Source organism: Bradyrhizobium sp. 187 (assembly GCF_023101005.1).
GTDB classification, from domain to species: Bacteria; Pseudomonadota; Alphaproteobacteria; order Rhizobiales; family Xanthobacteraceae; genus Bradyrhizobium; species Bradyrhizobium canariense_D.
Map to the genome: position 1 here is coordinate 2,289,370 of NZ_CP064693.1, position 23,321 is coordinate 2,312,690.

Sequence of the window (23,321 nt, forward strand, 5' to 3'; positions counted from 1 at the left end):
GTGAGTGAACCGCTGGTCATTGTCGGAAACGGTATGGCGGCCGCGCGTCTGGTCGACGAGCTCGCCAAGACCGCACTCGGCCGCTACGCGGTCGCCGTCATCGGCGAAGAGCCGCGGCTCGCTTACAACCGTGTTCTGCTCTCCTCCGTGCTGGCCGGCGAGACCGGCTCGCACGAGATCGAGCTCCGACCCGCCGACTGGTGGCGCCATCGCGGTGTCACGGTGCGCTACGGCTATCGGGTCACCGAGATCGACACCGGCCGACGCGAGCTCAAGATCGAAGGCGAAGAGAGCATGGAATATTCCAAGCTCGTGCTCGCCGTCGGCTCGACGCCGCTACGGCTCAACGTGCCCGGCGCCGATCTCGCCGGCGTGCACACCTTTCGCGATACCCGCGACGTCGACCTGCTGCTGACGCTCGCGGCCGCCAGGAAGCGCGTCGTCGTGGTCGGCGGTGGTCTGCTCGGACTCGAAGCGGCCTACGGCCTCGCCAAGGCCGGAGCGCCGGTGACGCTGCTGCACCTGATGGACCGGCTGATGGAGCGCCAGCTCGATGCCTCCGCCGCGGACCTGCTCAAGACACTGGTCGAGCGCAAGGGCATTCGTATCCTGCTCAATGCATCCACAGCGCGCATCCACGGCGAAGGTCATGTCCAAGCGGTCGAGCTTGCCGACGGCAGCCGCATCGAGGCCGATGCGGTGATCTTCGCCGCCGGCATCAGGCCCAACATTGCGCTCGCAAAGGACGCCGGCATCGCAGTCAACCGCGGCATCGTCGTCAACGACGAGATGCAGACGGCGTCACCCGATATCTACGCGCTTGGCGAATGCGCCGAGCATCGCGGCACCTGCTACGGCCTCGTCGAGCCTGCCTACGAGCAGGCGCGCGTGCTGGCGCGGCATCTCGCGGGCCGTCCCGCGGCCTATCAGGGCAGCGTGGTCTCGACCAATCTGAAGGTGTCGGGCGTCAGCGTATTCTCCGCGGGCGACTTCATGGGCGGGGAGGGCAGCGAGAGCCTCGTGCTGTCAGACCGCAGGCGCGGCACCTACAAGAAGCTCGTCATCTCCGACGGCCGGCTCACCGGCGCGGTGCTGATCGGCGATACCGTCGATGCGCTCTGGTATCTCGAGCTGATCCGCAATCGTGACAAGGTGGCGGCGATCCGCACCGACATGATGTTCGGCCGCGCGCTCGCGCGTCCCTCCAAAGCGGCTTGATTGAGGCGGCTCGATATGACGGCGATCGATCCCACGCTCCGCGCTACCAAAACGACCTGTCCGTATTGCGGCGTCGGCTGCGGCGTGCTGGCGACGCCAGACGGCAAGGGCGGCGCGGCGATCGCGGGCGATCCCGATCATCCTGCCAATTTCGGCCGGCTGTGCTCCAAGGGCTCGGCGCTCGGCGAGACGGTCGGGCTCGAAAGCCGGCTGCTCTATCCGATGATCCGCTGCAAGGGCGTGCTCGAACGCGTCGCCTGGAGCGATGCGCTCGATCACGTCGCCCACCGCATGCAGCACATCGTCGCGCGCGACGGCGCCGACGCGGTCGCATTCTATCTCTCGGGCCAGCTGCTGACCGAGGACTATTACGTCGCCAACAAGCTGATGAAGGGCTTTGTCGGCACTGCGAACGTCGACACCAATTCGCGGCTCTGCATGTCGTCATCGGTCGCCGGTCACCGCCGCGCCTTCGGCGCCGACACCGTGCCCGGCTGCTACGAGGATCTCGACCAGGCCGATCTTCTGGTGTTCGTCGGCTCGAATGCCGCCTGGTGCCATCCCGTGCTGTTCCAGCGCATGCTGAAGAACCGGCAGGAGCGCGGCGCGCGCATGATCGTGATCGATCCGCGCCGCACCGACACCGCGACCGACGTCGATCTGTTCCTCGGCCTCAAGCCCGGCACCGACACGGCGTTGTTCTCCGGCCTGTGCGTTCACCTCGCCGACAATGGTGCCCTGGATCAGGACTACATCGGGCAAAACACGTCGGGCTTTGACGACGCGCTGGCGCGCGCACGCAGCATCGCCGGCAGCATCACCGCGACCGCACTGGCGACCGGCCTCTCCGAGCAGGACGTTGCCACCTTCTTCAAGATGTTCCGTGACACGCCCCGCGTCGTCACGCTGTACTCGCAGGGTGTCAATCAGTCGGCGCAGGGCACCGACAAGGTCAACGCGATCCTGAACTGCCATCTCGCCACGGGGCGCATCGGCAAGCCCGGTGCCTCGCCGTTCTCGCTCACCGGCCAGCCCAACGCGATGGGCGGCCGCGAGGTCGGCGGCCTCGCCAACCAGCTCGCCGCACACATGAACTTCACGGCGCCGGACATCGATCGCGTGCGGCGGTTCTGGAAGGCGCCGCGTATCGCGACCCATGAAGGGTTGAAGGCGGTGCAGCTGTTCGAAGCCATCAACCGCGGCGAGGTCAAGGCGCTGTGGGTGATGGGCACCAACCCCGCGGTGTCGCTGCCCGACGCGGACTTCGTGCGCGAGGCGCTGAAGAAGCTCGAGCTGTTCGTGGTCTCCGAGAACGTGCTCTCCAACGACACGGTCGATGCCGGGCCGCACGTGCTGCTGCCCGCGCTGGCCTGGGGCGAGAAGTCGGGCACCGTGACCAATTCCGAGCGCCGGATCTCGCGCCAGCGTTCGTTCCTGCCGGCGCCCGGCGAGGCACGGCCGGACTGGTGGATCCTGAGCGAAACCGCAAAACGCCTCGGCTTCGGCGACAGTTTTAATTACAAATCCGCAGCCGACATCTTTCGCGAGCACGCCGCGCTCTCGGCGTTCGAGAACGATGGCAGCCGCGACTTCGACATCGGCGCGCTGACCTCGCTGTCCGACGAGGGCTTCGACGCGTTGAAGCCCGTGCAGTGGCCCGCGCGCGAAGGCGAGGCGCCCGGCGAGCGCTTCTTCGCGGCCGGCGGGTTCTTCACCAATGACGGCAAGGGCCGCTTCGTCGCGCCGGAGGTGCCGGCGCTGCGCGGCGAGACCGGGCCGTCGCGGCCGCTGCGGCTCAACACCGGGCGCATCCGCGACCAGTGGCACACCATGACGCGCACGGGCCTCAGCCCGCGGCTCGGCGCGCATCTGCCCGAGCCGTTCGTCGAGATTCATCCCGATGACGCCGGCAGATACAACATCGTCCACGACGGCTATGCCCGCATCACCACCGACTACGGCCAGTGCACCCTCAAGGTCGTCGTCAGCGACCGCCAGCAGCGCGGCACGCTGTTCGCGCCGATCCACTGGAGTGCGATGAACGCCTCGCACGGTCGCGTCGGGGCGCTGGTCGCACCGTTCACCGATCCGTTCTCGGGGCAGCCGGAGTCCAAGGCGACACCAGCCGCGATCGTGCCTTGTGAATACGTCTTCCGCGGCTTTGCGTTGTCGCGCAAGCAGCTGGAGCTGCCGCCGAACCTGATGTGGACCCGCGTCACTGTTACCGGCGGCTTCGGCTACCACTTCGCCGACAATGCGGACCTGTCGCGCTGGCCGGCCTGGCTCGGTGGCGTTGCCGGCGAGGACGTCGCCGACTATCGCGACCTCGGCGGCGGCGTTTATCGCGCGGCCTCGTTTGCCGGCGACCGCATCGAAACCTGCCTGTTCGTCGGCCCCGCGCATGATGCCGGGGACTGGGAGGTGGTGAAGAGCCTGTTCGTGGCCGACCACGTCACCGATGAGCAGCGGCGCATGCTGCTGTCCGGCAAGTCGAGCGAGGGCGCGGCTTCGACCGGTCCTGTCGTCTGTGCCTGCTTCGGCGTCGGCCGCGGCACCATCTGCGACACCATCGCCGCAGGCGCGCGCACAGCCGCCGAGATCGGCGCAAAGCTCAAGGCCGGCACCAATTGCGGCTCCTGCATCCCCGAGCTGAAGCGCCTGATCGCGACGACCGAGGTGGCTCCGGCGATGCGGGCGAAGGTCGCGGGCGCTGCCGGGTAGCCGCGACTTTCTCGGTCGCCGCTGCATGCTCCGCCGTCATCGCCGGGCTTGACCGGGCGATCCAGTACACCGAGCCGCCTGTGATCAAGCGGTGAGGCTGCGGCGTACTGGATTCCCCGCTTTCGCGGGGAATGACAGCGATGGCGGCGCGCTATGCCTCAGCCTAATCGACGCACGCCCCATTATGCCCTATGGTGCCGCGCTCTCCCATCAACAACGACAAAAACAACAATGATGTACCTGGAAACGCCGCCGCGCCTGATCGAGACCAGGCTCTTTTCCGCCATGCCCGACAAATTCCGCCGTAAAGGCGAGCGGACGGATTGGGCCGATGCCAACCGGCCGGGTGTGCCGACGGACTCCTTCATCGAGGGCCCGTCGTTCGACAAGGATGCCAATCTCTACATCGTCGACATTCCCTTCGGCCGCATCTTCCGCATTGCGCCCGACGGTGAGTGGTCGCTGGCGATTGAATATGAGGGCTGGCCGAACGGGTTGAAGATCGCAGCCGACGGCCGCATCCTGGTCGCCGACTACAGGCACGGCATCATGGAGTTCGTCGCCCGGGCAGGCCGCATCAAGCCGGTTCTGACGGCGCGCAACTCGGAGTCTTTCCGGGGCTGCAACGATCTGCATCTCGCGTCCAACAGCGACATCTATTTCACCGACCAGGGACAGACCGGCCTGCATGACCCCAGCGGCCGTGTCTATCGCCTGACGCCGGGCGGCCGACTGGATTGCCTGATCGACACCGGTATCAGCCCGAATGGCCTGGTGCTCGATCCAACCGAGACGGTGCTGTTCGTCGCGATGACGCGCGACAACGCGGTGTGGCGGCTGCCGTTCATGAAGGACGGCAGCGTGTCGAAGGTTGGCCGCTTCTGCTCGCTGTTCGGCACCAGCGGCCCTGATGGCATGACAATGGATGCCAAGGGCCGCCTGTTCGTCGGTCACGCCTCACTCGGCCATGTCTTCGTGTTCGCGCCCAACGGCGAATTGATTGCGCGGGTCAAGTCGTGTGCAGGTCCGAATTGCACCAATGTCGCCATTGGTGGCGCGAAGAAGGATCGACTCTACATCACGGAGTCCGCAACCGGTAGCGTATTGGTCGCTGACATCGGCGTATTGAACTCTTGAGCGCGACGGCGGTTGCCTCAGCGAACGAGTGGTATCGGAGCAAATATGAACACGAAACCCTTCGGCAAAACGGGTGCCAGCGTCTCCGTCATCGGGCAGGGCACATGGTATCTCGACCAAGGCGATCGCAAGCGCGCGATCGCGGCGCTTCAGCGCGGGCTCGACCTCGGCATGACCCACATCGATACCGCCGAGATGTATGGCGATGCCGAACTCGTCATTGCGGATGCGATCGCGGGCCGACGCGACGAGGTTTTCTTGGTGTCAAAGGTGCTGCCGAGCAACGCCTCGCGCCGCGGAACCATCACCGCCTGTGAGCGCTCGCTGAAGCGGCTGAAAACCGATCGGCTCGACTGCTATCTGCTGCATTGGCGCGGCTCGTATCCGCTGGAGGACACCGTCGCCGCATTCGAGGAACTGGTGAAGGCCGGCAAGATCAAATCCTGGGGCGTCTCCAATTTCGATGCCGATGATCTAGACGAGATCCTCGACGCCGCCGGCGAACACCGCATCGCCTGCAATCAGGTGCTCTATCATCTGAAGGAACGCGCGATCGAGCACGCGGTGATCCCGTGGTGCGAACGGCATGGTGTCGCCGTCGTCGCCTATTCGCCATTCGGCCACGATGATTTCCCTGCGAGCAACAGCAAGGGCGGCGCGGTGCTGGCGCGCATCGCGGAGGCGCGTCGCGCGACGCCGCGCCAGGTCGCACTGAGCTTCCTCACCCGTGCAACTACGGTGTTCGCGATCCCGAAGGCGTCGTCCGCGGAACATGCCGGCGACAATGCTGCGGCCGGCGATCTGGTGCTGACGAAAGACGAGATCGCGGCGCTCGATGCGGCGTTTCCGCGCGGTCCGAAGCCGCGCGGCCTGCCCATGCTGTAGTGCACAAACGCCCGTTATTAATGGAGTCTTGACGTGCGCGGACGTGAGCGCATATCGGCATCCTGTTTTCGGAAGTTGTGAAAGCGGCGCAATTATCGTTTTTTACGATCATTCCCGATTCGCATTCCTAGGTTCCAGCCGTGACCCCGCCGCCCGCCGCAGCCGCAAGGCTCGACAGTATTCCCATGCCCATGCCGGAAAAGAAGCCGCAGGCGCGACGGGCGCCGGCGCGCGTCGATCACCCGTTCAAAGGCATCGCGCTGGTGCTGCTGTCGACGATCTTTCTCGGCTGCTCCGATGTTACCGCGAAATATCTGTCGTCGAGCCTGCCGTCGATCGAGATCACCTGGATCCGCTTCGTGACGTTTGCGCTGATGTTCACGCCGGTGATGCTGCCGGGCTCGCCGCTCCATGCGATGCGCACCGAGCGCCTCGGCCTGCAGTTGATGCGCGGCGCGGCATTGCTCGGCTCTTCGCTGTTCTTCATCACCGGCCTGAGCTTCCTGCCGATCGCAGAAGCGTCCGCGACCGGCTTCGTCTCGCCGCTGTTCGTCACCGCGCTCTCGATCGTCTTCCTGAGCGAGAAGGTCGGCATGCGCCGTTGGATCGCGACCGCGATCGGCCTGACCGGCGTGCTGATCATCCTGCGCCCGGGCTCCAGCGCGTTTCACGCCGCCGCCTTCTTCCCGATCGTCTCGGCGTTCTGCTGGGCCGCGGCGCTGATCCTGACGCGCATGATGAGCGGGCGTGAAGCCGTCCTCACCACGATGGCCTATTCGGCGCTGACGGGCGTTGCGATCCTCTCCCTGATGGTACCGTTCGTCTGGGTCACGCCGACCTGGACGGCGATCGGGCTTGGCATCGTGATCGGCGTCGCCTCCACCGTCGGCCAGTGGATCATCGTGCTGGCCTATCGCTACGGCGATGCCTCGGTACTGGCGCCGTTCTCCTACACGCAGTTGCTGTGGGTGAGCATCCTCGGCTTCTTCCTGTTCGGCGAAGTGCCTGATGTCTGGACCGTCACCGGTGCGGCCTTCATCGTCGCCAGCGGCCTCTACATCGCCCATCGCGAGCGCATCCGCCGCGCCCAGCTCCTGATCCTGGAAGAGCGTTCCCCGAACCCCTGACGCAAGATCGCGCGTCCGCTTCGTGCTATCGACGGCTCCAACAAGACGGGAGGAGCCGGATGCGCGCTGCGATTTTCAGGAACGGTGAGATTGTCGTCGACCGGATGGCCGAGCCAAAGCCCGGCCCCGGCCAGGTGCTGGTCAAGACGCTCGCCTGCGGCATCTGCGGCTCCGATCTGCACGCGCGCCAGCACGCCCACCGCATGGTGGAGATGGCGCGAAAGACCGGCCGCAAGCCGATGGATCTCGCCCGCGACGTCGTGTTCGGCCACGAGTTCTGCTGCGAGATCGTCGACTTCGGCCCGGGGACCGTGCGCAAGCTCAAGTCGGGCACGCGCGTCTGCTCGCTGCCAGCCCTCGTAACGCCGCAGGGCATCGAAGGTATCGGTTACTCCAACGACAATATTGGCGGCTATGCCGAGGCGATGCTGCTGAGCGAAGCGCTGCTGCTCGAGGTGCCCAACGGTCTCGCGCCGGAGCATGCCGCGCTCACCGAACCGCTCGCGGTCGGCGTTCACGCCGTCGCCAAGGCCAACATCCGAGGCGGCGAAGTGCCGCTCGTGATCGGCTGCGGTCCGGTTGGGCTCGCGGTGATTGCGGCGCTAAAGCTCAAGGGCCTGCATCCGATCGTCGCGGCCGACTATTCGCCGGCGCGGCGCGCGCTTGCGGCAAAACTCGGCGCCGATGTCGTCGTGGATCCACGGGTGTCGCAGCCCTATGCCACCTGGGCCGAGCATGCGCAGATGTCCGATGCCGAAAAGGCGGCCCGGCCGCCGTTCCAGGCGATGCTGCCCGCGCTGAAGCCCGCGATCATCTTCGAATGCGTCGGCGTGCCCGGTCTGTTGCAGCAGGTGTTCGAAGGCGCGCCGCGCGATGCGAGGATCGTCGTGGTCGGTGTGTGCATGGAGACCGACAGGAGCGAGCCCATGCTCGGCATCATGAAAGAGCTCAACGTCCAGTATGTGCTCGGCTACACGCCGGACGAATTCGCGGCGTCACTGCGCCTGATCGCGGAGGGGCAGGTGGATGCGGCGGCAATGGTGACGGCGGAAGTCGGCATCGACGGTGTCGCAAAGGCTTTCGCAGATCTCGCCAACCCTGAGGCTCACACCAAGATCATCGTGCAGCCGTGGCGGTGATGCCTTACACCGGCAGCGCGATCGAATATTTCACCTGGCTGAGCGCAAAGCTGGACTCGATCGAGGCGATGCCGTCGAGCCGGGTCAGCTTGGTCTTCAGGAAAGTCTCGTAGGAGGCGAGGTCGGCGGCGACCACGCGCAAGAGATAGTCGCGATTGCCGGTCATCAGATAGCATTCCAGCACCTCGTCCCATTTCGAGATCGCGCGCGCGAAGCGGTTGAGGTCCTCCTCCTTCTGCCGGGCCAGCTTGATCGAGATGAAGACGCTGACATGCAGCCCCAGCGCCTTCTGGTCCACGGTCGCGATGTAGCGCGAGATGACGCCGCGTTCCTCGAGCAGCTTGACCCGGCGATGGCATGGCGACACCGAAAGCCCGACCTTGTCGGCGAGTTCCTGCATGGTCAGTCGGCTGTCGTTCTGGAGCAGAGCGAGGATTTTTCGGTCAATGGCGTCGAGGTCGGGCATTGGGATGAACCTGTCGTTTTTTCCTGCTGATTGGAAAGCTATCCCAATATTGGCTGGTATTGCGCGAAAAATTGAGAAGTTTGGCGCTTCCTGCAGGGGTATCATCGGGCACCTGTTTTCCGGGAGCATTGCCATGCCCGTTGATACCGCCCGCCTCGACACACTGACCGCGCTGGCTCGCAAGGCGCTGTGGCTGTCGTCATGGACCATCCATCACGCCAACCACATCCGCCCGAATGCGGACGGCCTGAAGGTCGGGGGACATCAGGCCTCGTCGGCCTCGCTCGCCACCATCATGTCGGCGCTGTATTTCCACGTGCTGAAACCCGAAGATCGCGTCGCGGTGAAGCCGCATGCGAGCCCGGTGTTCCACGCCATCCAGTATCTGTTCGGCCGGCAGAGCCGCGAGAAGCTGGAGAACTTTCGCGGCTTCAAGGGCGCGCAGTCCTATCCCTCGCGCACCAAGGACGTCGACGACGTCGATTTTTCCACCGGCTCGGTCGGCCTCGGCGTTGCGCAGACGCTGTTCGCCTCGCTGGTGCAGGACTACGTCAAGGCGCATGGCTGGATGAAGGATCGCCGCGAGGGGCGGATGATTGCGCTGGTCGGCGATGCCGAGATGGACGAGGGCAACATCTTCGAGGCGCTGGCGGAAGGCTGGAAGCACGGCCTGCGCAACACCTGGTGGGTGGTCGACTACAACAGGCAGTCGCTCGATGCCGTCGTCCGCGAAGGTCTCTGGGAAAAGTTCGAGACCGTATTCCGCAATTTCGGTTGGGACGTGGTGATCGTGAAATACGGCCGCCTGATGCGCGAGGCCTTTGCCGAGCCCGGCGGCGAGGCGCTGAAGCGCTGGATCGACAATTGCCCGAACGCACTCTACGCCGCACTGTGTTTTCAGGGCGGCGCGGCGTTCCGCAAACATTTGCACGACGAGATCGGCGATCAGGGCCCCATCACCAAACTGATCGACAAGCGCAGCGACGACGAGCTACTGGCGCTGATGTCGAACCTCGGCGGCCATGACATGGCGAGCATGCTGGACGCCTTTGAATCCATCGATCACGATCGCCCGGTCTGCTTCATCGCCTACACCATCAAGGGCGTCGGCCTGCCGTTCCAGGGCCACAAGGACAATCATGCCGGCCTGATGACGGTCGCGCAGATGGAGAAATATCGCGACAGCCAGAACATCCGGCCCGGACACGAATGGGACAGATACGAGGGTCTCGCGCAAAGTGCCGCCGAGCTCGACGCCTTCCTCGCGGGCGTGCCGTTCAACCAGGACGGCCGCCGGCTCACCGCGCCTGTTATCGAGGTGCCGTCGCAGCTTGCCTTCAAGCCGGCGCCGCAGATGTCGACCCAGCAGGGTTTTGGGCTGGTGCTGAACGAGATCGCGCGCGGCGACAGCGAGCTCGCCAAGCGCATCGTGACGACATCGCCTGACGTCACCGTCTCGACCAATCTCGGTCCGTGGGTGAACCGGCGCGGCCTGTTTGCGCTCGGCGAGAAGGCGGACTTATTCCGCAGCGAGAAAATTCCATCCACCTTCAACTGGGACTTCTCGCCCAAGGGCCAGCATCTCGAACTCGGCATCGCCGAGATGAACCTGTTCATCATGCTCTCGGCGCTCGGCCTGTCGCACCAGATCAACGGCGAGCGGCTGCTGCCGGTCGGCACGCTCTACGATCCCTTCATCGAGCGCGGTCTCGATGCGCTGAACTATGCCTGTTACCAGGATGCGCGCTTCATGGTGGCGGCGACCCCCTCAGGTATCACGCTCGCGCCCGAAGGCGGCGCGCATCAGTCGATCGCAACCCCTTTGATCGGCATGGCGCAGGATGGCCTTGCCTCGTTCGAGCCGGCCTTTGTCGACGAGCTCGCCGTGATCATGGGGTGGGGCTTCAATCACATGCAGCGCGATCCGGGTGAGGGCGGCTCGGTCTATCTGCGGCTCTCGACGCGCTCGATCGAGCAGGCGCAGCGGATCATGACGCCCGAGCTCGCACAGGGCATCACCGACGGCGCGTATTGGTTGCGCAAGCCGGGCCCCAATGCCGAAGCCGTCATCGCCTATACCGGCGCCGTTGCGCCAGAAGCGATCGAAGCGACCGGCTTCATCGGCGAGAGCCGGCGCGACATCGGCCTGCTCGCGATCACGTCCGCAGATCGTCTGCATGCGGGATGGACCGCCGCACGGAAATTGCGCCGTGATCGGCGCGGCGTGCAGCATCTCAGCCACATCGAAAAACTGCTCGCACCGCTGCCGCGCGACTGCGGCATCGTGACCGTGATCGACGGCCATCCGGCGGCGCTCGGCTGGCTCGGCAGCGTCCGCGGCCATCGCGTCGAGGCGCTCGGCGTCGAGCAATTCGGCCAGACCGGCACCATCGCCGACCTCTACCGCCACCACGGCATCGACGCCAACGCCATCATCGATGCGGCCGAAAGCCTCACCACCGGCGCGCCGGTGTTGCATCGGAAGATGGCGGTGTAGTTCTCCGTCGTCGTCCTAGCCCCCGTGCGCAATTGCGCACTAGGCCAGGACGAGGGCAATCGAGACCTTGCCACCCCTCCGCCATCGGCTCATATAACCTCCGTCCGCCGCAATGCTGGCCCCGCACATGGCGGGTTCAATTGCCGGCGCTTTCGTGCAAGGATGCCTGCCGAAACGCCCCCTCCAAGCCCCCAAGAAGAGGTTCACTATGGTCAATCGCATGCAATTCTACATCGACGGCGCCTGGGTCGATCCCGCCGTCAAGAAGTCCACCGCCGTGGTCAATCCGGCGACGGAAGAGGCGATGTACGAGGTTGCGCTGGGCTCCAAGGCCGACGTTGACAAAGCCGTTGCCGCAGCCAAGCGCGCGTTCGTGACGTTCTCTCAGACCAGCCGTGACGAGCGCGTCGCGCTGCTCACCAAGGTCATCGAGATCTACAAGGGCCGCCTTAAGGAGATCGGTGCCGCCGTCTCGGACGAGATGGGTGCGCCGCTGCCGATGGCCGAAAAGCTGCAGGCCGGCGCCGGCCTCGGCCACCTCATGACCACGCTCGACGTGCTCAAGAACTATCATTTCGAGGAACCGGTCGGCACCGCCATGGTGCTGCGCGAGCCGGTCGGCGTGGTCGGCATGATCACGCCCTGGAACTGGCCGCTCAACCAGATCGCCTGCAAGGTCGCGCCCGCGCTCGCCGCCGGCTGCACCATGATCCTGAAGCCGTCGGAGTTCACCCCGACCTCGGCGCTGATCTTCGCGGAAATCCTTCACGAAGCCGGCGTGCCGAAGGGCGTGTTCAACCTCGTCAACGGTCTCGGCCCCGAGGTTGGCGCCGCCATGAGCGAGCACCCCGACATCGACATGATCTCGTTCACCGGCTCAACCCGCGCCGGCATCGACGTGGCCAAGCGTGCGGCACCGACCGTGAAGCGCGTCAGCCAGGAGCTTGGCGGCAAGTCACCGAACGTCATCCTCGAAGGCGCCGACCTCACGAAGGCGGTGACGGGCGGCGTGATGCACATGTTCAACAACTCCGGCCAGTCCTGCAACGCGCCCTCGCGCATGATCGTGCCGGCCTCGAAGATGAAGGAAGTCGCCGCGATCGCGAAGGCTGTCGCCGACAAGACCAAGGCAGGCGATCCGCGCGCCGAAGGCACCACCATCGGTCCCGTGGTCAACCGCGGCCAGTGGGACAAGATCCAGGATCTGATCAAGAAGGGCATCGACGAGGGCGCAACGCTCGTCGCCGGCGGTCCGGGCCTGCCCGAAGGCGTTAACAAGGGCTTCTATGTCCGTCCGACCATCTTCGCCGACGTCACGCCCGACATGACCATCGCCCGCGAAGAGATATTCGGACCGGTGCTGACCATCATCGGCGCCAAGGACGAAGCCGAAGCGGTGCACATCGCCAACGACACGCCCTATGGGCTTGCCGGCTACGTCACGGGCGCTTCCGTCGAGGACGCCAAGCGCGTCGGCCGGCAGATCCGCGCCGGCAACGTCAACCTGCAGGGTGTGCCCAACGACCGCTCCGCACCGTTCGGCGGCTACAAGCAGTCCGGCAACGGCCGCGAGTGGGGCAAGTACGGCCTCGAGGACTTCCTCGAAGTGAAGGCCGTCGCCGGCTTCAACGCGGCGTAAGCGTTAGCGCCTGGGTGAATATGACGCCGGAGCGGCCAACTGCTCCGGCGTTTTGTTTGTTCGTCATTGCGAGCGAAGCGAAGCAATCCAGAAATCTTTCTGCGGAGACAGTCTGGATTGCTTCGTCGCAAGAGCTCCTCGCAATGACGAGGAGAGAGTTGGGAAGACTATCCCCCGACCGCGCCCTGCGTGTTCACATACAACGCGTAGATCGACTGGCTCGCGGCCATGAACAGGCGGTTGCGCTTGACGCCGCCAAAGCAGAGATTGGCGCAGCGTTCGGGCAGCGCGATGCGGCCGATCATGACGCCGTCGGGCGCGAACACCACCACGCCGTCGAGCTCGGGATCGCCCATGCCCCAGCCGCACCAGAGATTGCCGTCGATGTCGCAGCGCATGCCGTCCGGCGTGCCGGGGCCGGCGTCGATGTGGACGCGCTTGTTCGAGATCGTGGTGCCGTCCGCCGAGACGTCATAGGCGAGGATCTTGCGGTTCGGCACGCCGCGTGATTCCACGACGTAGAGGATTTTCTCGTCCGGCGAGAAGCACAGGCCGTTGGGCCCGAGCACGCCTTCGGCAACGATGGTCGCCTTGCCGGTCGCGGGATCGAACCTGTAGACGTTCGGCTCGATCTCGGGCTCGGCCTTGTAGCCCTCGTAATTGCCGAGCAGGCCGAAGGTGGGATCGGTGAACCAAACCGCGCCGTCGGACTTCACCACGACGTCGTTCGGCGAGTTGAGCTTCTTGCCGCCGAACGAGTCCATCAGCACGGTGATACTGCCGTCATATTCGGTTCGGGTGACGCGTCGCCCGCCATGCTCGCAGGTGACGAGCCGGCCCTGGCGATCCCTGGTGTTGCCGTTCGCAAAATTGGAGGGCTTGCGGAACACGCTGACGGCGCCGGTCTCCTCTTCCCATTTGACGATGCGCTGGTTCGGAATGTCGCTGCACAGGAGATAGCGCCCGTCGCCGAACCACACCGGACCCTCGGCCCAGCGCAGGCCGGTCGTCAGCCGCTCCACCGCCGAGAGTTTCAGCCAGTATTTTTCGAAGCGGGGATCGAGTGCCTTTATCGCCGGATCGGGATAGTAGCTCGCCGGCCGCCAGTCTGGCCGCTCCTGGGGATGGGACGATGCCTCATTCATGTCGGTTCTCTCGTTTCGTTCCCTCTGGACAATCCTGCTATCATTAGAGACATGTGACCGCAAATTGGTTGCCAAAGGCGAGGAAAGACATGGCGCGCATCTTGATGACGGGAGCTTCGGGCGGGATAGGAACGCGTCTGCGAAAACTGTTGCCGCCGATCTATCCGGACCTGTTGCTCAGCGACATCCGCCCGCCCGCCGATCTCGGCCCCAACGAACAATTCAAGGCGGCGGACCTCTCTGACCTGGCGCAGTGCGAGGCGATCTGCGAGGGCGTCGACGGCATCATCCATTTCGGCGGCTATTCGGTCGAAGGTCCCTGGAACGACATCCTCCAGGCCAACATCATCGGCGGCTACAATCTGTTCGAGGCCGCGTATCGCAAGGGCGTCAAGCGCGTGGTGTTCGCCTCCTCGAACCATGCCGTCGGATTCTATCCCCGCCACCACAAGATCGGCACCGACGTGACCCCGCGCCCCGACGGCCGCTATGGCGTCAGCAAGGTATTCGGCGAAGCGGTCGGCGCGCTCTATGCTGACAAGCATGGCCTGAAGGTGACTTGCCTTCGCATTGGCAATTTCGGCGACGTGCCGCTGGACCATCGCCGGATCTCGATCTGGCTGAAGCCGGAAGATCTGGTGCAGCTCTGCCGGATCGGGCTCGAGCATCCCGACATTCATTTCGAGATCTTCTACGGCGTGTCCCTGAACGAGCGTGCCTGGTGGGACAACCACCGCGCCTACGAGTTCGGTTACCGTCCGACGGGGCGCTCCGAGGATCATGTGGCACATGCGATGGCCGAGCAGGCCAAGCTGAAGCCCGATCCGGTCGGCGATCACTATCAGGGCGGCGCGTTCTGCAGCAACGAGTTCGACGGCGACACAAGTCGCATCATCGATTGGACCAAGCGGTAGGAGCGCATTCGCAAATCCAGGGCGTCGGAATCGACGCGCTAAACAACGCGTTTGCCGGCCTGGGCCGCGATGGGCCTCTGTACAAAGTACATCAGGATCAGGGAAATCACCGCCGTCGTCACGACGACGTATCCCAGCCGGTCGAAATGCCGGAGCGTACCGTCGGCGTCCTGCGCGATGAGTGCGGCGGCGAGCACGGAGCCGAGCCCGCCGGAGAGCTGTTGCAGCGACGCGCCGACCGCGCTGAAGGAGCCGCGTTGCGCCGGCTCGGGGATTGCCGAAATCAACGCCTGCGAAGGAATCATGCGGGAGAAGATGCCGACGAACATCAGGACGTTGACCAGGATCGCGACCGTCAGGCTCACCTCGCCGAGATGGGTGTAGATCAGCACCATCACGATGGACATGGCGCTGCCGAAGACGAAGGTGGGGTATTTGCCGAAGGCATCGCTCGCGCGTCCCACCAGCGGGCCGATGACAATGCTGAACAGGCCGGAGACGAGATAGATCGTCGGCAGATGCACGATGTCGATGCCGAGATTGTGCACGGTGTAGGCGCTGCCGAACGGCATCAGCATGTAGCCGCCGGTCGCCAGCAGGGTCGTTACCGAAAACGCCATCCAATAACGCGGCTGCGAGACCGTGGCGATCAGATGCCGGAACGGATTTCGATCCTGCTTCAGCCCGAGATGGCCGTTCACCGGCTTCATCAGGAGCATCACTGCGGTCATCCCGATCACCGACAGTCCGACCAGCGCGCCGAACGCGACGTGCCAGTTCCACTGGTTGGCGAGGAAAAGACCGGCCGGGATGCCCAGCACCTGGCTTGCAGCGAAGGCGGTTTGCACGAAACCCATGACGCGGCCGCGCAATTGCAGCGTGAACAAATCGGTGACGATGGCGAGCACGACCGAGCCGATCACGCCGCCGAACAGGCCGGTCACGATCCGCCCCAGCAGCAACAGATGATAGTTGGGCGCGATCGCGCACAGCATCGTGCCAAGGGTGAAGCCGGCGTAGAAGAACAACAGCAGCCGCTTGCGATCAAACCGGTCGGCAAAGCCGGCCGCCAGGATGCCGGAAATCCCCGCGCTGAACGCATAGGCCGAGACCGCCACGCCGAACTGAGCGGCCGAAATATCGAGCGCCGGCATCATGATGGCGCCGAGCGGCGACATGATCATGAAATCGATGATGATCGTGAACTGGACCAGCGCCAGCAGCGCAACGAGGATCGCCTGGTAGCGCGAGAAGCCTCGGGATGGCGCTTGCCGCTCGGCGATCGGCTCCGTCAGGGTTTGTTCGGTCATGGCATTCATTTGGGAGGGAGTGGAGGAGGACGCGCGACGTGGCGCCGGAGCCCGGCCATATTTATTTCCGGCTCTGCGAAATTTCGATGGCTTGACAAACAGTTTTAGTGCCCGTCCCGCCGTGGTGCCTCGATTCACACAGGGCGAGCGACGCAAAGGCCTGAGCCTCGCTTTGGTCGTTCCGGCCATTGATCCAGATCAACGTTGCTCTGGCCGTCTGGCTCTCGATTTTGCGAGACCGCAATTCGGCAATCGGTGCCTCGATCACGGCTCAACGGCGGCAGCGCGAGTCAGGACAATGAAAATCGAATTGCCAGCCGCCGTACTGCTCACGCTGTTCATGTCGGGACCGGCGCGGGCCGCGATGCTCGGCGACGCCGAGGCGACGTTTCTCGACCAGCTCGTCACCGCATCCGCGGTGCTCGAACAACGATGTGTCGGCTACGAGGTCGATGGTGCCGGCAGTGTACAGTTCGGCGCCCGACTTCTCGGCAGCACGGATGCCGCGATGGCGATGATCGACGCCTATGCTGCAGCCATCAAGGCCCGCGATGGCGAGAGCTCCGATCCCGGTAAATTCCGCCCCGAAGTGTCCGACGCTGCCGGCAAAACGTTCAGGCGCGTCCGGACCGATCTGATCAGAAACCCGAAGAGAGCCTGCGCCGACTATGGCGATGCCAGCGTGGATCGCGGTCTGCTGAGGCGGTACTGAACCGGGACTTGAGGGATTCAGATCTGCGCAAACGAAAGGGCCGTCTCGAAAGACGGCCCTTGGTTGTTATTCGACGATCTCAACGATCCGGTGGGTTCGCGGTTCGACCAGAACCGTGCGACCGTTCACCACCGTGTAACGATACTCACGGGCGCCGTACTCGGGCGGCACCTCGTAATAGGTCACGCCCTCTTCCGGAAGAACCGCCCCGACTCTCACATCCTCGCGGTACTGATATGAGGGCCGCCGCTGTTCGACGACGTAGGAGTGAAAGCGAGGACGTTGATCGACACCAAGGACTCCCGCCACGCCGCCAACGACGCCGCCGACGACGCCACCCACAACTGCACCGACAGGCCCTGCCGCTCGCTCACCATCCCGCGCACCGCGTTCGACGCCTCCGGGAACGCCCTGGGCCTGGGTCGTTGCGGGAAGCAGGACGGCGACGGCAACAGCGGCGGCTCCGACTAAACGGCAAATCATGGCAGCTCCTATGGTGGGGGATTGGTGCAAGACCAAGTACCAAGCCGACCATAGGTTCCCCAGAAGTTGTGGACTGCGGGCGTTATTGCCCGAATGGGCTCGTGCGGCCTGCAATTGCGAGCAATCCAGCGCGCCCGTACCGCGTGAACTGCACCACCGCGCGAAGCGAACGTCTCCCATCTATGAACGCGGGCCCTGCTGTTCGGCTTGCTCACCCCCAATCCGCGCCAGATAGTCCGACTTGCTGAACTGCATATGATCGACGCACAGCTGGGCCAGCGCCCAGCTGTCACGGCCTTTCAACAGCTCGATCATCAGCTCGTGCTGGCGCCTTGATTGCGCGAGGCCGTCTCGGTCGGCGAGGTTCTTGGCGCGCATCGGCAGCGTCAGGTTCATGTAGTCCTGCAGCGAGCGCACCAGATAGGGATTGCCGCAGGCCGAGAACAGCGCGAGGTGGAAGGCGTCGTTGGCCTCGTGGATACCGCGCAGGTCCTGCAAATCCGCTCTCGCGCAATATTGCCGTTGCAATGCGGAGAGCTCGTCGATCAGGCCTTGTTGCGCGGGCAGGGGAATCATCAGCGCCGCCTGCCGCGTCAGCATCTCCCGGACCTCGTAGATCTGCCGGACCTCTTCGGCCGAGTAAAACCGCACGGTGGCGCCGACATTCTTCTCGCGGCGGACGATGCCCCGGCGCTCCGCATCCACCAAGGCCTGCCGCACGAAATGGCGCGAAGTGCCGTAAGCCGACATCAGCGCGTCCTCTGTGAGGCGCGCGCCTGGCGCAAGTCGGCCGAAGATGATGTCCTCTTCGAGCCGCGCGACGATGTCGTCCGGATCGTCGCGCCGGACCATCGTGGCGTCTGCGATGTGAATGTCGGACATGCCCTCGGCCTCCCGGCGCTTGGCCGGTCGTCCTGTGGAGCAGGGAAGGCCCTGATTGTCAATAATCTGGTCTCCCACCAGCGCGCAATACGGGTAAATGGCAGGTTTGACGTCTGTCTTATTGACAATCAAGGGGCAGTCTGTAGGACAATGACCCGGTAATGGGAGTGGTATGATGACGAGTGGGTTGCGCAAAGGGCTGACGAGCTATGGCGATGCCGGCTTCTCGCTGTTCTTGCGCAAGGCGTTCATCAAGGCCATGGGCTATTCCGACGACGCGCTGGAGCGTCCGATCGTCGGCATCACCAACACCTATAGCGACTACAATCCCTGCCACGGCAACGTCCCGCAGATCATCGAGGCCGCCAAGCGCGGCGTGATGCTGTCGGGCGCGATGCCGTTCGTGTTCCCGACGATCTCGATCGCGGAGAGTTTTGCGCATCCGACCTCGATGTATCTGCGCAATCTGATGGCGATGGACACCGAGGAGATGATCCGCGCGCAGCCGATGGATTCGGTGATCGTCATCGGCGGCTGCGACAAGACTCTTCCTGCGCAGGTGATGGCGGCGATCAGCGCCGACCTGCCGACGGTGGTCATCCCCGTTGGCCCCATGGTGGTTGGTCATCACAAGGGCGAGGTGCTGGGCGCCTGCACCGATTGCCGTCGCCTCTGGGGCAAGTATCGCGCCGGCGAAATGGATGATGTCGAGATCGAGGCGGTCAACGGCCGCCTTGCGCCGTCGGTCGGCACCTGCATGGTGATGGGCACCGCCTCCACCATGGCCTGCATGATCGAGGCCATGGGTCTGTCGCTGCCGATGAGCGCGACGATTCCCGCCCCGCATGCGGAGCGCTTTCGGCTTGCCGAGGCGAGCGGCAGGGTGGCGGCCGAGATGGCCAAGACCAAGGGGCCGAAGCCGAGCGAATTGCTGACGCCGGCATCTTTCAAGAATGCGCAGGTTGTGCTCCAGGCGATCGGCGGCTCGACCAACGGCCTGATCCATTTGACCGCGATGGCACATCGTTCGCCACACCGGCTCGACCTCGGGGTGTTCGACCAGATCGGCCGCGAGGTGCCGGTGCTGATCGATCTGAAGCCGTCGGGCGAGCATTACATGGAGCATTTCCATCACGCCGGCGGCGTGCCGAAACTGCTGGCGCAGCTCGGCGATCTCATCGATCTCGATGCCAAGACGATCACCGGCCAGACGCTGCGCGATATCGCGGCGAACGCGGAAGACGTGCCCGGCCAGGACGCGATCCGTCCGCGGGACAATCCGATCAAGAAGGAAGGCGGCCTCGCCGTCCTGCACGGCAATCTCGCGCCGCGCGGCGCAGTCATCAAGCAGTCGGCTGCAAGCCCAAAGCTGCTGCAACACACGGGCCGTGCGGTGGTGTTCGAATCCGTCGAGGATATGACGCTGCGGGTGGACGATCCCGATCTCGACGTCACGGCCGATGACGTGCTGGTGCTGCGCAACGCCGGCCCCAAGGGCGCGCCCGGCATGCCGGAGGCGGGCTATCTGCCGATCCCGAAGAAGCTCGCGCGCGCTGGGACCAAGGACATGGTGCGCATTTCGGATGCGCGCATGAGCGGCACCGCATTCGGCACCATCGTGCTGCACATCACGCCGGAATCCGCCGTCGGCGGCCCGCTGGCGCTGGTGAAGAACGGCGACATGATCCGGCTCGACGTCGCCAAGCGCAGCATCGAGCTTCTGGTGGATGCTACCGAGCTGGAACGGCGGCGTACGGCATTGAAGCCCGCGGCTGCGCCGGATGAGGCGCGGCGCGGCTATGCGTGGCTGTTCAACGAAACCATCATGCAGGCCGACGAGGGCTGCGACTTCGATTTCATGCAGAGGACTGGGAAGAAGACTGAGCAGAAAAATAAAAGTGGGTGACCAACCACCCGGAAGCGTAGCCCAGACCGCTAAAGCGGCGGGCGTTAAAACAGGGGGAAACGATGATTGCACGATCCATGCCAAGATTCTTACATCGGCTGGCGGCAACGGCCGCAATCCTGTTCGTCACGGGCGCATCGGCGCAGGAGGTGAAGCATTATCGCTTCGCCTACGACCAGCCGCGCAATACCGGCTACTCCATCGCGGGCGACCTCTTTGCCGAAAAGCTCAAGGAATTGAGCAAAGGCACCATGATCATCGATCAATATCCGGGCGCGCAGCTCGGGCAGGAGCCGCAGGTGCTCCAGCTCGTGAAGGCGGGCGACGTCGAGTTCTCGATCATCTCCTCGGCGAACACCGCGACGATCTCGCCGCAAGCGGGCGTGATGTCGTTGCACTTCCTGTTCCGCGACGAGAACCACGTGGTCAAGGGTCTGGCCGATCCAAAAGTGTTCGAGGCGCTCAAGACCATGATCGACGAGACCACACAGGGTCTGCACGTCATCGCGACCGGCTCGCAGGGCGTGCGCCACATGTACTCGAAGAGGGAGATCCACAATGTCGGCGACATCAAGGGCCTGAAGATCCGGGTGCAGGCGACTGCGACCGAGGACACCATGTTCCCGGCCTACGGCGCCCAGACCGTGCACATGCCGTTCGGCAGCGTCTACACGAGCCTGCAGACCGGCGTCGTCGACGTCGCCGAGAACAGCATCAACGTCTACCTCGTCAACAAGCACTACGAGGTCGCGCCGGTCCTGAACATCACCGAGCACGAAGCCAACAACGCGCTGGTGTTCATCTCGGACAAGCTCTGGCAGAGCCTGTCGGCCGAGCAGAAGAGATGGGTCCAGGCGGCGGGGAACGAGGTCAGCTCCAAGGAGCCGCAGAAGGCCTTCGACCTCGAACGCACCGCGGCAGAGAAGCTGAAGAAGATGGGCGTGAAGATCGTCGACAACGTCGACAAGAAGACCTTCACGGCGATCGCCGATCCCTATCTCGACAAGCTCGCCAAGGAGCTCGGCCCGCACGCCGAGAAGATCAAGGATTTGATCCGCTCGATCAACTAGGCCGCGTACCGTTGCCTCCGCGTCGTCCCGGCGAAAGCCGGGACCCATACGCCGCGGCGGAGCTTGGGGCAGGATAGCCGCCAGCTTGCTTTGACCACACGCAGCTGGGGATATGGGTCGCGGCTTTCGCCGGGACGACGGGGATAGTGATGACAATCGCCGACAAACTGCTGGTGCAACGCCAACGGCACCTCAAATGGCGCGGGCTGGACTGGCTCGAGCTCGCCTTGATGATCCTCTGCGGCGTGCTCTGCTTCGGCTTCTCGCTGTCGGTGACCGCCGACATCGTCACCCGTACCATCGGCCATCCCTGGCTCTGGCTCCAGGAAGTGACCTCGACGCTGTTCATCTATGCGATTTTCGTCGGCACCGCGGCCGCGACCCGGCGCAACGACCACCTCTATCTCACCGCGATCTCCGAGGCGATGCACGGCACGCCGCGTCTGATCGTCGAAGTCATCATCCGGATCGTGGTGCTCGGCGTCGCCTTCTGCCTGATCTTGTACGGATATCAGAACTATCTCCGCGGCTTCGGCAGTTTTCGCCTGCCGTCGGGCACGCCGATCGCCTCGCTCTACGCGATCATCCCGCTGTCGGGCGTGCTGGTCGGCCTGTTCACCATCGAGCAGCTCGTCAACGGTCTGCGCAACGGCTTTGACCACCCCGAGCCGCCCGAAGAGGACGACGGGGCGCCTGTCATCAGCGACGTACAGATGAGGGCGCAGCCGTGAGCGCACCCATTGTTCTGGCGTTGATGACGGTCTGCTTCCTGTCGTTCGGCTATCTCGGCGTGCCCGTGCCGTTCTCGCTGATGGCCGGTGTCTTCATCGGCGCGCTGCTGTCGGACGTCTCGCTCGCCGCAATCATCCAGAAAATCTTCGACGGCGTCGATTCCGAGGCGCTGCTGGCGATCCCCTTTTTCCTGCTGGTCGGCGAGCTCATGAGCTCGGCCAATGTGGTGGTCCGGATAGCCAACCTCTCGGTGTCGCTGGTGGGGCACATCAGAGGTGGCCTGTCGCAGGTCGTGGTGGTCTTCAGCATGTTCTTCTCGGAAATGTCGGGTTCGACCACCGCCGACGTCGCCGTGATGAGCCGCGCTCTGGGCGGCCCGATGAAGCGCGAGGGTTACGAGCCCGCCTTCATCGCCGCGATCATCGCATCCGCATCGACCATCGCGGCGCTGGTGCCGCCGAGCATCACCGCGGTGGTCTATGGCGCCGTCGGCAATGTCTCGATCGCCGGCCTGTTCATGGCAGGCGTCGTGCCGGGCCTGATGATCGGCTTCGGGTTGATGATCTATTGCTATTTCTTCGGCCCGTCCGGCCTGCGCAAGCCGCGCGCGCCGCTGCGGCAGGTGGTGTTCGCGGCCGGCGATGCGGCGCTGCCGCTGATGATTCCGGTGATCCTGTTGGGGGGCATCCTGACCGGCTGGTTCACGCCGACGGAAGCCGGTGTCGTCGCCGTGGTCTGGATTGTCGTCGTCGTGATCCCAGCGCTCAACCGCGGGCATATCAGGAAGATTCCGTACGATTTCTGTCTCGCCGGCCTGATCTTCTCGCTGCCGCTGATCACGATCGGCGCCGCCAATGCGTTCGGCTGGATGCTCGCCTATTTGCGCGGTGCAAGCTACATCGCCGAAGTCATCACCTCGCTCGCCGGCAACGACCCGCATCTGATCATGCTGCTGATGGTGCTGCTGTTCACGGTCGTCGGCGATTTCATCGAGCCGGTGCCGACCATCATCATTTTCATGCCGCTGGTCAACACACTGACGGAAGCCGGCGACATCAACGCCGTGCATATGGGCGTGGTGCTGATCGCCACGCTCGCCTTCGGCCTGATCACGCCGCCTTACGGCTTGGTGCTGCTGATGGCCTCGAAATTCGTCGGCGTCAGTTTCGCAAAGGCGCTACGCGCCGCTTTGCCGATCTATCTGGTGTTCCTCGGGACGATCGCGTTTGCGATCTATTTCCCGAGTGTGGTGCTGTGGCTGCCGCAGAAAGTGCTGCCGGAATCGGTCGGATGCTTCAAGTCGCCGGCGGGCACGGGCTATATCTGTCCCAAGTAAGC

The 23,321-nt window shown here is 64.4% G+C and carries 19 protein-coding genes; 14 read left to right on the forward strand and 5 right to left on the reverse strand.

All coding sequences use genetic code 11. From position 1 onward, the window contains the following. From IVB19_RS10860 to IVB19_RS10885, 6 genes are all read left to right on the forward strand, one after another. Entirely contained in the window at window positions 1–1,218 is a 1,218-nt protein-coding gene (locus tag IVB19_RS10860; protein WP_085385885.1) for an NAD(P)/FAD-dependent oxidoreductase, read from the forward strand. A gap of 15 nt (window positions 1,219–1,233) precedes the next feature. Beyond that, the gene (locus tag IVB19_RS10865) at window positions 1,234–3,939 is read left to right on the forward strand and encodes a nitrate reductase (protein WP_247488796.1); all 2,706 of its coding nucleotides are present in this window, start codon (window positions 1,234–1,236) and stop codon (window positions 3,937–3,939) included. A 234-nt stretch (window positions 3,940–4,173) separates the two neighbouring features. Further along, the gene (locus tag IVB19_RS10870) at window positions 4,174–5,076 is read left to right on the forward strand and encodes an SMP-30/gluconolactonase/LRE family protein (protein WP_247821676.1); all 903 of its coding nucleotides are present in this window, start codon (window positions 4,174–4,176) and stop codon (window positions 5,074–5,076) included. 45 nt (window positions 5,077–5,121) lie between these two features. Beyond that, window positions 5,122–5,961 (forward strand): aldo/keto reductase, encoded by an 840-nt coding sequence (locus IVB19_RS10875; RefSeq protein WP_247488795.1) that lies wholly within the window; start codon window positions 5,122–5,124, stop codon window positions 5,959–5,961. Between the two features lie 185 nt (window positions 5,962–6,146). After that, a complete protein-coding gene (locus IVB19_RS10880; protein WP_018457082.1) occupies window positions 6,147–7,088 on the forward strand; it encodes a DMT family transporter in 942 nt (313 codons plus the stop codon). A 59-nt stretch (window positions 7,089–7,147) separates the two neighbouring features. After that, the gene (locus IVB19_RS10885) at window positions 7,148–8,227 is read left to right on the forward strand and encodes a zinc-binding dehydrogenase (protein WP_085352129.1); all 1,080 of its coding nucleotides are present in this window, start codon (window positions 7,148–7,150) and stop codon (window positions 8,225–8,227) included. A gap of 4 nt (window positions 8,228–8,231) precedes the next feature. Here IVB19_RS10885 and IVB19_RS10890 read toward each other — a convergent pair whose 3' ends face one another. Next, window positions 8,232–8,693, reverse strand: a complete 462-nt coding sequence (locus IVB19_RS10890) for an Lrp/AsnC family transcriptional regulator (protein ID WP_014497003.1) — start codon at window positions 8,691–8,693, stop codon at window positions 8,232–8,234. A 133-nt stretch (window positions 8,694–8,826) separates the two neighbouring features. Here IVB19_RS10890 and IVB19_RS10895 point away from each other — a divergent pair, with 133 nt between their 5' ends. Together IVB19_RS10895 and IVB19_RS10900 are read left to right on the forward strand one after the other, a co-directional pair. Further along, complete coding sequence (locus IVB19_RS10895) at window positions 8,827–11,190, forward strand: thiamine pyrophosphate-binding protein (RefSeq protein ID WP_247821391.1); 2,364 nt, start codon at window positions 8,827–8,829, stop codon at window positions 11,188–11,190. Window positions 11,191–11,398: 208 nt separating this feature from the next. Further along, window positions 11,399–12,829 carry an aldehyde dehydrogenase family protein gene (locus IVB19_RS10900; RefSeq protein ID WP_247488791.1) on the forward strand — a complete coding sequence of 477 codons (1,431 nt, stop codon included), beginning with the start codon at window positions 11,399–11,401 and terminating at the stop codon, window positions 12,827–12,829. Window positions 12,830–12,996: 167 nt separating this feature from the next. On the opposite strand, the gene IVB19_RS10905 is transcribed toward IVB19_RS10900, so the two are convergent. After that, window positions 12,997–13,974: an SMP-30/gluconolactonase/LRE family protein gene (locus tag IVB19_RS10905; protein WP_247488790.1), complete on the reverse strand. Its 978-nt coding sequence runs from the start codon at window positions 13,972–13,974 to the stop codon at window positions 12,997–12,999. 89 nt (window positions 13,975–14,063) lie between these two features. Here IVB19_RS10905 and IVB19_RS10910 point away from each other — a divergent pair, with 89 nt between their 5' ends. Then, window positions 14,064–14,888, forward strand: a complete 825-nt coding sequence (locus IVB19_RS10910; protein ID WP_085362272.1) for an NAD-dependent epimerase/dehydratase family protein — start codon at window positions 14,064–14,066, stop codon at window positions 14,886–14,888. Between the two features lie 38 nt (window positions 14,889–14,926). Here the strand turns inward: IVB19_RS10910 and IVB19_RS10915 are convergent, their stop codons facing one another. Beyond that, complete coding sequence (locus tag IVB19_RS10915; protein ID WP_085362273.1) at window positions 14,927–16,198, reverse strand: MFS transporter; 1,272 nt, start codon at window positions 16,196–16,198, stop codon at window positions 14,927–14,929. Between the two features lie 298 nt (window positions 16,199–16,496). Here IVB19_RS10915 and IVB19_RS10920 point away from each other — a divergent pair, with 298 nt between their 5' ends. After that, entirely contained in the window at window positions 16,497–16,910 is a 414-nt protein-coding gene (locus IVB19_RS10920; RefSeq protein ID WP_247821393.1) for a hypothetical protein, read from the forward strand. A gap of 66 nt (window positions 16,911–16,976) precedes the next feature. Here IVB19_RS10920 and IVB19_RS10925 read toward each other — a convergent pair whose 3' ends face one another. Next, a complete protein-coding gene (locus IVB19_RS10925) occupies window positions 16,977–17,393 on the reverse strand; it encodes a DUF1236 domain-containing protein (RefSeq protein WP_247488786.1) in 417 nt (138 codons plus the stop codon). 180 nt (window positions 17,394–17,573) lie between these two features. Continuing rightward, on the reverse strand, window positions 17,574–18,275 hold the full coding sequence (locus tag IVB19_RS10930) for a GntR family transcriptional regulator (RefSeq protein WP_085352224.1): 702 nt from the start codon (window positions 18,273–18,275) through the stop codon (window positions 17,574–17,576). Window positions 18,276–18,450: 175 nt separating this feature from the next. Between IVB19_RS10930 and IVB19_RS10935 the strand changes: the two genes are divergently transcribed. From IVB19_RS10935 to IVB19_RS10950, 4 genes are all read left to right on the forward strand, one after another. Beyond that, entirely contained in the window at window positions 18,451–20,181 is a 1,731-nt protein-coding gene (locus IVB19_RS10935) for an IlvD/Edd family dehydratase (RefSeq protein ID WP_247821394.1), read from the forward strand. A 62-nt stretch (window positions 20,182–20,243) separates the two neighbouring features. Beyond that, window positions 20,244–21,251, forward strand: a complete 1,008-nt coding sequence (locus tag IVB19_RS10940) for a TRAP transporter substrate-binding protein (RefSeq protein ID WP_204510592.1) — start codon at window positions 20,244–20,246, stop codon at window positions 21,249–21,251. Between the two features lie 149 nt (window positions 21,252–21,400). After that, the gene (locus IVB19_RS10945; RefSeq protein WP_247488782.1) at window positions 21,401–21,982 is read left to right on the forward strand and encodes a TRAP transporter small permease; all 582 of its coding nucleotides are present in this window, start codon (window positions 21,401–21,403) and stop codon (window positions 21,980–21,982) included. Then, window positions 21,979–23,319: a TRAP transporter large permease gene (locus IVB19_RS10950; protein WP_204510594.1), complete on the forward strand. Its 1,341-nt coding sequence runs from the start codon at window positions 21,979–21,981 to the stop codon at window positions 23,317–23,319. Before IVB19_RS10945 ends, IVB19_RS10950 begins: the two co-directional genes overlap by 4 nt. The last annotated feature ends 2 nt before the right edge of the window (window positions 23,320–23,321 follow it).

Excerpts from the sequence above, each read along its gene's own strand:
- IVB19_RS10865 (WP_247488796.1), top strand. The coding sequence starts at position 1,234 with ATGACGGCGATCGATCCCACGCTCCGCGCTACCAAAACGACCTGTCCG.
- IVB19_RS10870 (WP_247821676.1), top strand. The coding sequence starts at position 4,174 with ATGTACCTGGAAACGCCGCCGCGCCTGATCGAGACCAGGCTCTTTTCC.
- IVB19_RS10875 (WP_247488795.1), top strand. The coding sequence starts at position 5,122 with ATGAACACGAAACCCTTCGGCAAAACGGGTGCCAGCGTCTCCGTCATC.
- IVB19_RS10880 (WP_018457082.1), top strand. The coding sequence starts at position 6,147 with ATGCCCATGCCGGAAAAGAAGCCGCAGGCGCGACGGGCGCCGGCGCGC.
- IVB19_RS10885 (WP_085352129.1), top strand. The coding sequence starts at position 7,148 with ATGCGCGCTGCGATTTTCAGGAACGGTGAGATTGTCGTCGACCGGATG.
- IVB19_RS10890 (WP_014497003.1), bottom strand. The coding sequence starts at position 8,693 with ATGCCCGACCTCGACGCCATTGACCGAAAAATCCTCGCTCTGCTCCAG.
- IVB19_RS10895 (WP_247821391.1), top strand. The coding sequence starts at position 8,827 with ATGCCCGTTGATACCGCCCGCCTCGACACACTGACCGCGCTGGCTCGC.
- IVB19_RS10900 (WP_247488791.1), top strand. The coding sequence starts at position 11,399 with ATGGTCAATCGCATGCAATTCTACATCGACGGCGCCTGGGTCGATCCC.
- IVB19_RS10905 (WP_247488790.1), bottom strand. The coding sequence starts at position 13,974 with ATGAATGAGGCATCGTCCCATCCCCAGGAGCGGCCAGACTGGCGGCCG.
- IVB19_RS10910 (WP_085362272.1), top strand. The coding sequence starts at position 14,064 with ATGGCGCGCATCTTGATGACGGGAGCTTCGGGCGGGATAGGAACGCGT.
- IVB19_RS10915 (WP_085362273.1), bottom strand. The coding sequence starts at position 16,198 with ATGACCGAACAAACCCTGACGGAGCCGATCGCCGAGCGGCAAGCGCCA.
- IVB19_RS10920 (WP_247821393.1), top strand. The coding sequence starts at position 16,497 with ATGAAAATCGAATTGCCAGCCGCCGTACTGCTCACGCTGTTCATGTCG.
- IVB19_RS10925 (WP_247488786.1), bottom strand. The coding sequence starts at position 17,393 with ATGATTTGCCGTTTAGTCGGAGCCGCCGCTGTTGCCGTCGCCGTCCTG.
- IVB19_RS10930 (WP_085352224.1), bottom strand. The coding sequence starts at position 18,275 with ATGTCCGACATTCACATCGCAGACGCCACGATGGTCCGGCGCGACGAT.
- IVB19_RS10935 (WP_247821394.1), top strand. The coding sequence starts at position 18,451 with ATGACGAGTGGGTTGCGCAAAGGGCTGACGAGCTATGGCGATGCCGGC.
- IVB19_RS10940 (WP_204510592.1), top strand. The coding sequence starts at position 20,244 with ATGATTGCACGATCCATGCCAAGATTCTTACATCGGCTGGCGGCAACG.
- IVB19_RS10945 (WP_247488782.1), top strand. The coding sequence starts at position 21,401 with ATGACAATCGCCGACAAACTGCTGGTGCAACGCCAACGGCACCTCAAA.